At 62.5% G+C, this 8,699-nt stretch carries 8 protein-coding genes; 5 read left to right on the forward strand and 3 right to left on the reverse strand.

What is annotated here, in order from left to right; all coding sequences use genetic code 11:
- Positions 1-30: 30 nt before the first annotated feature.
- From ACQR0U_RS19880 to cyoD, 4 genes are all read left to right on the forward strand, one after another.
- Positions 31-1,362 carry a PQQ-dependent sugar dehydrogenase gene (locus ACQR0U_RS19880; protein WP_315826438.1) on the forward strand — a complete coding sequence of 444 codons (1,332 nt, stop codon included), beginning with the start codon at positions 31-33 and terminating at the stop codon, positions 1,360-1,362.
- Between the two features lie 72 nt (positions 1,363-1,434).
- Positions 1,435-2,268, forward strand: a complete 834-nt coding sequence (locus ACQR0U_RS19885; RefSeq protein ID WP_315715809.1) for a COX aromatic rich motif-containing protein — start codon at positions 1,435-1,437, stop codon at positions 2,266-2,268.
- A gap of 24 nt (positions 2,269-2,292) precedes the next feature.
- On the forward strand, positions 2,293-2,934 hold the full coding sequence (gene cyoC / locus ACQR0U_RS19890; RefSeq protein ID WP_434843958.1) for a cytochrome o ubiquinol oxidase subunit III: 642 nt from the start codon (positions 2,293-2,295) through the stop codon (positions 2,932-2,934).
- Entirely contained in the window at positions 2,931-3,314 is a 384-nt protein-coding gene (gene cyoD, locus ACQR0U_RS19895; protein WP_315715673.1) for a cytochrome o ubiquinol oxidase subunit IV, read from the forward strand. Before cyoC ends, cyoD begins: the two co-directional genes overlap by 4 nt.
- Positions 3,315-3,390: 76 nt before the next feature.
- On the opposite strand, the gene ACQR0U_RS19900 is transcribed toward cyoD, so the two are convergent.
- Complete coding sequence (locus ACQR0U_RS19900; RefSeq protein WP_409999226.1) at positions 3,391-4,158, reverse strand: thermonuclease family protein; 768 nt, start codon at positions 4,156-4,158, stop codon at positions 3,391-3,393.
- A 156-nt stretch (positions 4,159-4,314) separates the two neighbouring features.
- Between ACQR0U_RS19900 and ACQR0U_RS19905 the strand changes: the two genes are divergently transcribed.
- Entirely contained in the window at positions 4,315-5,361 is a 1,047-nt protein-coding gene (locus tag ACQR0U_RS19905) for a S1C family serine protease (protein WP_434843959.1), read from the forward strand.
- A gap of 769 nt (positions 5,362-6,130) precedes the next feature.
- On the opposite strand, the gene ACQR0U_RS19910 is transcribed toward ACQR0U_RS19905, so the two are convergent.
- On the reverse strand, positions 6,131-7,165 hold the full coding sequence (locus ACQR0U_RS19910; protein ID WP_315751959.1) for a glycoside hydrolase domain-containing protein: 1,035 nt from the start codon (positions 7,163-7,165) through the stop codon (positions 6,131-6,133).
- A 557-nt stretch (positions 7,166-7,722) separates the two neighbouring features.
- The gene (locus tag ACQR0U_RS19915; RefSeq protein ID WP_434843960.1) at positions 7,723-8,271 is read right to left on the reverse strand and encodes a hypothetical protein; all 549 of its coding nucleotides are present in this window, start codon (positions 8,269-8,271) and stop codon (positions 7,723-7,725) included.
- Positions 8,272-8,699 lie beyond the last annotated feature (428 nt).

An 8,699-nucleotide genomic window follows, 5' to 3' on the forward strand; every position in this document is an offset into this window, starting at 1 on the left:
TGCCGGCCGTTCGAGACGCGCGAGGACCGCATGACGAGACTGATCAGCACGGCTGTCGTGGCGACCTTGAGCGCGCTGGCGGCGACCGCCGCCGCAGCCGAACCTGTTGTGCTGAAAGGCAAGGACGCGTTCGGCAGTTGGCAGGGTGATGCACCTGGCACAATCAGGCTGATCCGTCCCGAAGACCTGCCCAAACCGGGGGCGACGGCGTCCGCAGCCAACGTCTCCCGCGTGATGCAACGACCGGCCTCCGCCGTGCCGAGGGTCATCGACGGTTTCAAGATCGCGCTGTTCGCCGAGGGGCTGAGCGGGCCGCGCATCCTCCGTACCGCGCCGAATGGCGACATCTTCGTTGCCGAGACCCGGGCAGGGCGCGTCCGCGTGCTGCGTCCGAGCGAGGACGGCAGCAAGGTCGCGTCGAGCGAGATCTTCGCCGACCGTCTCGGCCATCCCTTCGGCATCGCCTTCTACCCGAGCAGCGATCCGCAATGGATCTATGTCGCGAGCACCGAGCGCGTCATGCGCTTTCCCTATCGGGCCGGCGACATGAAGGCGCAGGGGCCGCTGCAGCTCGTCGTGCCCGATCTGCCGGCCGGCTACGGCCATTCGACGCGCGATATCGTCTTCACCAGGGACGACAAGCGCATGCTGGTGTCGGTCGGCTCCACCGGCAATGTCGGCGAAGCGCTGGGAGAGCCAGCCGGCGGAGTCAGTGCCTGGATCAAGGCGCACCCGCTCGGCGCGGCCTGGGGCGGGGAGGCCGACCGTGCCAGCGTGCTGGCGTTCGATCCCGACGGCAAGAACCGCAGCCTGTTCGCCACCGGCATCCGCAACTGCGTCGGCCTCGCCATCCAGCCCGCGACCGGAACGCCGTGGTGCTCGACCAACGAACGCGACGGGCTCGGCGACGATCTGGTGCCGGATTATGTCACGCGGGTGAAGGAGGGCGGCTTCTATGGCTGGCCCTGGTACTACATCGGCGACAACCCCGACCCGCGCCATGCCGGCGAGCGCCCCGACCTGAAGGGCAGGATCACCGTGCCCGACGTGCTGCTGCAGCCGCATTCGGCCTCGCTCGGTCTGACATTCTACGACGGCAATCTGTTTCCGCCGGAGTATCGCGGCGATGCCTTCGCCGCCGAGCACGGCTCGTGGAACCGGTCCAAGCGCACCGGCTACAAGGTGATCCGGGTCAGGCTCAAGGACGGCGTGCCCACCGGCGAATACGAGGATTTCGTCACCGGATTCGTCGTCAACGATCGCGAGGTCTGGGGCCGGCCGGTCGGCGTCACCGTGGCGCGCGACGGCAGCCTGCTCATCTCCGAAGACGGCAACAGCACGATCTGGCGCGTGAGCCGCTGAGCGGATCTTTGCGGCGCAGGAACCTCTCGATCCGGTGTGGGTTGGGAGCGCGGATGAATGCCGGATGAGCGTATGAACATCTTCGATCCGCAAGGGCCGATCGCCGCCGCCGAGCAGACGATCCTGATCGATTCCGTCATCATCATGCTGGCGATCATCGTGCCGACATCGATCGCGGTGCTCGCTTTCGCGTTCTGGTTCCGCAGCTCCAACACCAGGGCGCGCTACCGGCCGGAGTTCGCCTATTCGGGCGCGGTCGAGCTCGTGGTGTGGTCGATCCCCGCGCTCACCGTCATCCTGCTCGGCGGCGTCGCCTGGATCGGCTCGCACCAGCTCGACCCGGGCAAGCCCGTCGACGGCACTGGGCTTCCGATCCGCATCCAGGCGGTGTCGCTCGACTGGAAGTGGCTGTTCATCTATCCCGACCAGCGCATCGCCACCGTCAACAGCCTGACCGTCCCGATCGGCGCGCCACTGCGCTTCGAGCTGACATCCGGCAGCGTCATGACGGCCTTCTTCATCCCGCAGCTCGGCGGCATGATCTACACCATGAACGGCATGGTCACGCGGCTGAACCTGCGCGGAGATCATGTCGGGACCTACAAGGGCTTGGCCTCGCATTTCAGCGGCGACGGTTTTCCCGACATGATGTTCGACACCAACGTCGTCTCGCAGCCCGACTTCGCCAACTGGGTGACGAATGCTGCCAGGAGCGGCCAGGTGCTCGACGAGGCGGGCTACAAGGAGCTCGCGGCGCAGTCCGTCGAGACCCGTCCGAAGACTTATCGGCTCGCGGATCCCGAGTTGTTCGGCAACATCGCCAGCCAGAAGATCCCTCCGGCGCCGGGACCGCAGCTCAGCGAGAACCAGTCGCGGCCGGAAGGCGGAACGGCGCATGCCCACTGAAGTCGTCGCAAAGGGAGTGGGCCGATGTCGGTGACCACCGTCGCTCAGGCGCCTGCCTATGCCGATCCGCATCAACTGCGTGCCGCCGAGCATCCCGGGCCGGCGCCGAAACGGATCGTGACCGGATTCGGCTTCTGGATATTCCTGCTCTCCGACATCGCGATGTTCTCGTGCTTCTTCGCGAGCTTCGCTGTGCTGTCGGGTGCGACCGCCGGCGGTCCGGGCGGCGCCGAACTGTTCGACGTCCGCAACGTCGCGGTCGAGACCGCTTTGCTGCTGCTGTCGAGCTTCACCTGCGGCATGGCGAGCATTGCCGCCGAGCGCCACAACCAGCTCTGGTTCCAGGTCGCGATGGCCGTCACCGGCCTGCTCGGCGCCGGCTTCCTGCTGCTCGAGGTCCGAGAGTTCGTCGACCTCGTCGGCCGCGGCGACGGGCCGAGCCGCAGCGCCTTCCTGTCGGCGTTCTTCACTCTGGTCGGCTGCCATGGCCTGCACGTCGCGGCTGGCATCCTGTGGCTGCTGACCATGATGGCGCAGGTGGTCGCCAAGGGCTTCCGCGCCGACATCGAGCGCCGAATCCTGTGCTTCGCGCTGTTCTGGCACGCGCTCGACATCATCTGGGTCGCGGTGTTCTCCGTGGTCTATCTGCTCGGGAGTGCGACATGACCGATCAAGCCCCCGCGGAATTCGATCTCGCGCCCGGCGAGCAGCAGCATGGCAGCCTGCGTTCCCGCGTCCTGTTCTATGTCGCGGGCCTCGGTCTCGCGATCCTGCTGACGGCGACGTCGTTCTTCATCGCCGGCACCGACCTCGTCTGGCAGCCGTCGATCCCGGTCGCGATCATCGTCCTGGCGATCGCCCAGATGGGGGTGCACCTGGTGTTCTTCCTGCACATCACCACCGGGCCCGACAACACCAACAACGTGCTGGCGCTGGCCTTCGGGCTGCTGATCGTGTTTCTCGTCGTCGGCGGCTCGCTGTGGATCATGGCGAACCTCAACCACAACATGATGCCGATGGATCAGCTGCTGCAGATGCAGCACTGAGCATCGTTGCGGCAATCCAGGGGCCGCGCGACAGCTCTCGATTGCTTCGTCGTGCCGGCTCGTCGACCGTCCGATCTCACTTCTTCGGCGCGCGGCAGTTGAATGCACGGCGGAAGCCGGCGGCGCGTGCATCGTCCTCCGAGCAGAACCAGCGGTCGGGCTCGGTGGTCGCCGGATAGCTCGGGCAGCCCTGCAGATGGTAGATGCCGATGTTGCCGGTGACGCGGGCGCGCACCGCGAACTTCCCCTTGATGCTGCAGCCCGGCGGCGCGCTCGGCGCGTCCGGGAAGAGCACCGCACGGATCTCGCGGTCGCGGTCGGCGCGGCAGGCCGCGCCGAGCAAGGCGCCGTCCTTCTTGTCGGCGCGGAACTCGGCTGGGGCGACGAAACATCCCTTCCACAGCCCGCGCACCGCCTCCTTGGCCGCGGCGACATCGTCCTTGGCGCGATACTTGATCGCCGGATCCGCGCTCATGGCGTAGCCCGCGCGCGCGACCTGTTGGTTCAGGCTGACCTTGTCGCCGTCGATGGTGCAGAGGCCGATCCTGCGCGTCTTGAGCGGCTTGTCGGGGCCGAGATCGTCGCAGCGCACCGAGCGGCCGCCGATCAGCTTGCCAAGCTGCTCGCGTGCCTCGACGCCGCAGCTCCAGGAATCGGCGTGATCGTCGATGCAGAGCTGGTCGACCTCCGGCGCATCGATGCCGTCGAGCCGGAACACCGTGTCGCCGAGCTGGATCGTGTCGCCGCTGCGCACCGTGGCGCTCGCCGCCAGCGATGCGCCGGTCATGTCGGCTCCCAGCACCATGGCCCCACACAACGACAACAGCCGGTCTCGCAGCCGCATGCTTCCTCCCGCAATCAGATTCATCAAATACCCGGCCGTAGTCCTATCACAGCGCGCGTGAGTCTCGCCAAGGACGGCGCGGAACGGCGCCGCCGGATCGCCACCTTGCGCGGGGGGCGGCTGCTACCCATCTGACCGGGCGAAGGAAATCTTGCCATGTTGGACTTTACCTCCGATCTCGCCGGCGATGCGGTGTCGCCGGCGCGCGCGTCTGATGCTGCGCCGGCCGACGACCGCGCGCTGCTGGACGCCTATTCCAATGCCGTCATCGACGTCACCGAGCGGGTCGGCCCTGCGGTCGTGCGCGTCGAAACCGGCCCCAGGGCTGGGTCGACCGCCGGCTCCCGCGCCGAGCGCGGCGGGCTCGGCTCGGGCATCGTGATCTCGCCCGACGGTCTCGTGCTGACCAACAGCCATGTCGTCGGCTCCTCCAAGAGCATCCGGCTGCGCGACGTCGAGGGCGTCGTCACCGACGCTCAGGTGCTCGGCGTCGATCCCGACACCGATCTCGCCTTGCTGCGCGCCAATCACGCGCGCGACCTGCGCTACGCCGCGCTCGGCAACTCCAAGAGCCTGCGCCGCGGCCAGCTCGTGGTCGCGATCGGCAATCCGCTCGGCTTCGAATCCACGGTGACGGCTGGCGTGGTCTCGGCGCTCGGCCGCTCGATCCGCTCGGTCTCGGGCCGCATGATCGAGGACGTCATCCAGACCGATGCGGCGCTCAACCCAGGCAATTCCGGCGGGGCGCTGGTGTCGTCGGCCGCCGAGGTGATCGGCATCAACACCGCCATCATCCAAGGCGCGCAGGGCATCTGCTTTGCGGTCGCCAGCAACACCGCGCAGTTCGTGCTGTCGGAGATCATCCGCCACGGCTACGTCCGCCGCGCCTATATCGGCATGTCCGGGCAGACCGCGCCGGTGCCGCGGCGACATGCGTTGCTCGCCGGCGTCGAGAACAAGATGGGCGCGCTGTTGATGCAGATCGAGCCGGACGGGCCCGCGGCCCGCGCCGGCCTGCTGCCCGGCGACGTCGTGATCAAGCTCGACGGCGTCGACATCAACGGCGTCGACGACCTGATCCGCGTGCTCGACCGCGACCGCATCGGCCGTACCGTCGCGATGGACGTGCTGCGGCTGGGACGGCTGCGCGGCATCGACATCCACCCGGTCGAGCGCAAGCCGGCGGCGCGGCAGGCGTCGTGATCGTCGTGAGATATCGAAAGCCATAAACAACACCGCGGTCGTCCCGGCGAACGCTGCCGGCTTGTCCGGGACGACAGCAGAAGGTCTGGCGGGATTTTACGTTTCAAACAGCCAACGGATGAGGGACATGTCATCGCATTCTCGCGGCGTAGCACGCCCGAGTCCCGCGATCAGTCCGTCCCTCGCAACTCATGCAGAGGGCGCAGGGAATGCCGGGTGCCGGGTGAAGGCCTCACCCATGGCCCGCCTGCGAAAAGAATGCAGGCGGCAGGTACCACAGGCAAAGCCGAAACACGCCGGCATTCCCTGCGCGATGGTCTTCACGCTTATACGCAGTCTCCCTGGTGCACCGGGCTTGTTGGCCACCATTCGCGGCAACGCTTGCGCATTGCGCGGGACACCAGCATCGGGGTGTCAGGACGCTGCGACTTCACGTCCACGACAGATCGTTCGTCCGCGCCCTCGTCACCGAAGACGCTGCGATCTCTCGCGGCCATCGCTCCCCACCTCGCGTGTCGTGACGATCGCGCGCAACGCCCCTCTGCATGAGGCGGGATACGCATAGACAATCACGATTTCCGTAAAAGCGCAAGAAATTTATTTTTATCTGAAATGTCGCCCGATCAGCCGGTACCGGGGGCGAAGCCGTTGCCGGACGATTGATGACGAGAAAAACCCGAGTCGGCTGTTGAACGGGAAGGCCGACCAGGCTTGCGCCCTTGAAAATCCGATCAACATAAAACGTCGAGCGGCAATAAAAGTTAGATAACTAACCGAAACTCGGGATAGTGGAACGGAGAGCTTCAGGTCGGCAGAAACCACGAAGCATCTGCTCATCTAGGCTTACTCCGAGTGCTTCTCCCTCTTGGCACATTACTCTCACGGAACGCCCGAAGCTGGCGCGACTAAGCTCCGCATCCTCCAGAGGAATTAGTGTTTGATCGGGATTTAGCGGATCTGAGAACAACTGTATCCGCTTCGGTGCCACGAAACGACGGGCATCAAGGATCCGTTTCGAGACCGCGGCGGGTTCCGTCACTAGGCTCCCGTCGCTCCGCCATTGCCCGAACGACGTGAATTTCGGATTGAGTACATTGGTATCGATCTCACCATAGGGGCGGGCTAGATCAGTCTTGGTTTGAAATAGATGCCAATTGCCTGAATTGTAAAATTCTGCTGTGCGCCAATAAGCGACAGAAGCCGAAAGCCAATAGTACATATCCCACTGTTCTTCTGCGAGGATTTCGCAGGTTTTTCCGCAGCCGTAGACACCGATTTTGCGACCAGATTTGGCTACTTCTTTTTGCGCGTACTGAAAATACTGTTTTATCGCCAGAATATTTTTCTCACGGTCGCCGCTCGCTAGGTCAAAATCCGCGCCAAAGTAGATAGCGCTCCCTTCGGGCTGCTTCATGTTGTCAGCATTCTTCACTGCGTCGCGCACGTCATAAATTTTCTTGGTGGGCTCTTGAAAAGTTCGGCCACTCCCGCCGCTAAAATACTGGAATACAGTTGCGACGGCGATCCTCTGGTCTTCAAGCGCATTTAGTTCCGCTTTGGATAGAACTGCGTTCTGATAAGGGCCGTGATCCAAATTTTCGAGGCGTGTATAAAACCGGATCACTGTAGTGACGCCGGCGTCTGCTACCCGCTTGGCGGATCTGGTAAGATTCTTGCTGGCATCAATGATGCGTATGTCGGTTTGATTTGAGGTCCTACAAGTCGCTTCAGCGCGAGCCATCGAAGGGAAGACACCGATCGTAGCGCCTATACACATGCCAGACAGAAATTGTCGACGCTCCATAGCGTGTCCTCGTCATTCTATAGACAATACCCATACATCAGGCTGCCGGGCCTGAGATGCGGCGTCGTTTGCTATTTCATGAGCAGCACTAGTTTGTTGGGATATAAATTCCTCGCCGAGGTGGGCGATATGGAGATCGCCCGTCTCGTGACGCTCACTAATGCTTCCTATCCTTATTCCACAAAGAAGCGTTCGCTATCCCCGCCGGGGCCGCAAAAGCTCTTCAGCGAGCCCTTGCTGATAGTACCGCTTTTGACTGACACATCGCCCCCCGCGCATTTTTCTAACACGATAGTCAAAACGCATCTGAACGTTACAAGTGGTCCTCACCTGCCACCTGTAGCAAATCTCCTCTGAGTGAAAAGGATTGTCCGTATCAGCGGGAGTGATCTGATCTTCGAGATAGCTTGCAATAACCGAACAGTCGCCGACCCGTACCCTGTCTTCGGCTAACGAAAAAGTGGTAGACGCAACGAGTATTAAGGCGATTAGTGCGTTTCTCATCGCTTAGACTCCATGCGAAATGTTATTCGTTCTATTCGAGCATGCATGCGCAGTTACAAAGCAACCGCGGCCAGAAACGTCATCTGGCCGCCGGGCGCCATATTAATTCCGTACATTTCGGGTTGAGAAAGTGGATGGTAGTCCGGACTGCCGGGCCACGGATCGAGCGCGCCCACTTGCTGGGGAGCCGGACCCATTGGACTTATAACATAGTTGAAATCGACTATGACCATTGCGTGGTGAGTGTTGCAGTACAAGACGGGTCGGTCGTTCGCCAGTTCGTTGATAATGAAGTTATTACTGATGGCCATAATACCGTCAGTCGGATCGTAGGCTGCGCTGATGCTCGCCTGGAAAGACTGGCCGCTGTCGTCTACCCACGGCGCACTGAGTGCTTGCGCTATGGCGAGCGGCGTTCCAGCGGGTTTGCATGCGAGGCCGCCAAATACTTTGGCTACGATTTTCTTTTGATCGGTACGATGTCCGTGCGCCGCAAAGATCATTGCTGTGGAGGCTGCCCAGCACCATTCAGGACATTCCTGTTTAATGATTTGCGGCTTGGCAACGTAGGCGCGCTGCAAGGTGCCAACGCTGTCTTTCATGGCCAAAAGTTTGGAGCTCGAAATCGCGACTGCGCCAGCGCCTGTTAGTAATGACCTTCGACTAATTAGCCTCATGCAATCCCCCTTGAGCCCGCCCAGTGCGAAAGTTTAGAAGTATACCGAAAGGTTGTAAATGTTACAAACATATATTAATGAAGGAGGCTGCTAAATAGCGCCGCCAATTTTCACGCTTTGTCACTGTCCAATTGACCGATCCCCTGTAGTGGCAACTCTCAAGGCGTCATCCGGCAGTGGCGTCTGACTGCCCGGTGACAACGGCCGCGACTCGGGCTCCCTGATAAAGTTCAGATTGCAGCGCGCAGCACCGTTGTTCTGATGTCCGCTTCGGGTCGATTTCGTTGAAAAAGTCAGCAGTTGCGACGCAGAGATATCGGTGATTCAGTCTGTCTAGTGGGCAGGACTGAAGG

The organism is Bradyrhizobium sp. HKCCYLRH3097, from assembly GCF_051167875.1.
Classification (GTDB): Bacteria; Pseudomonadota; Alphaproteobacteria; order Rhizobiales; family Xanthobacteraceae; genus Bradyrhizobium.

Coding starts and splice junctions, on each gene's coding strand:
- cyoC (WP_434843958.1), top strand. CDS start 2,293: ATGTCGGTGACCACCGTCGCTCAGGCGCCTGCCTATGCCGATCCGCAT.
- cyoD (WP_315715673.1), top strand. CDS start 2,931: ATGACCGATCAAGCCCCCGCGGAATTCGATCTCGCGCCCGGCGAGCAG.
- ACQR0U_RS19905 (WP_434843959.1), top strand. CDS start 4,315: ATGTTGGACTTTACCTCCGATCTCGCCGGCGATGCGGTGTCGCCGGCG.
- ACQR0U_RS19885 (WP_315715809.1), top strand. CDS start 1,435: ATGAACATCTTCGATCCGCAAGGGCCGATCGCCGCCGCCGAGCAGACG.
- ACQR0U_RS19900 (WP_409999226.1), bottom strand. CDS start 4,158: ATGCGGCTGCGAGACCGGCTGTTGTCGTTGTGTGGGGCCATGGTGCTG.
- ACQR0U_RS19910 (WP_315751959.1), bottom strand. CDS start 7,165: ATGGAGCGTCGACAATTTCTGTCTGGCATGTGTATAGGCGCTACGATC.
- ACQR0U_RS19880 (WP_315826438.1), top strand. CDS start 31: ATGACGAGACTGATCAGCACGGCTGTCGTGGCGACCTTGAGCGCGCTG.
- ACQR0U_RS19915 (WP_434843960.1), bottom strand. CDS start 8,271: ATGAAAGACAGCGTTGGCACCTTGCAGCGCGCCTACGTTGCCAAGCCG.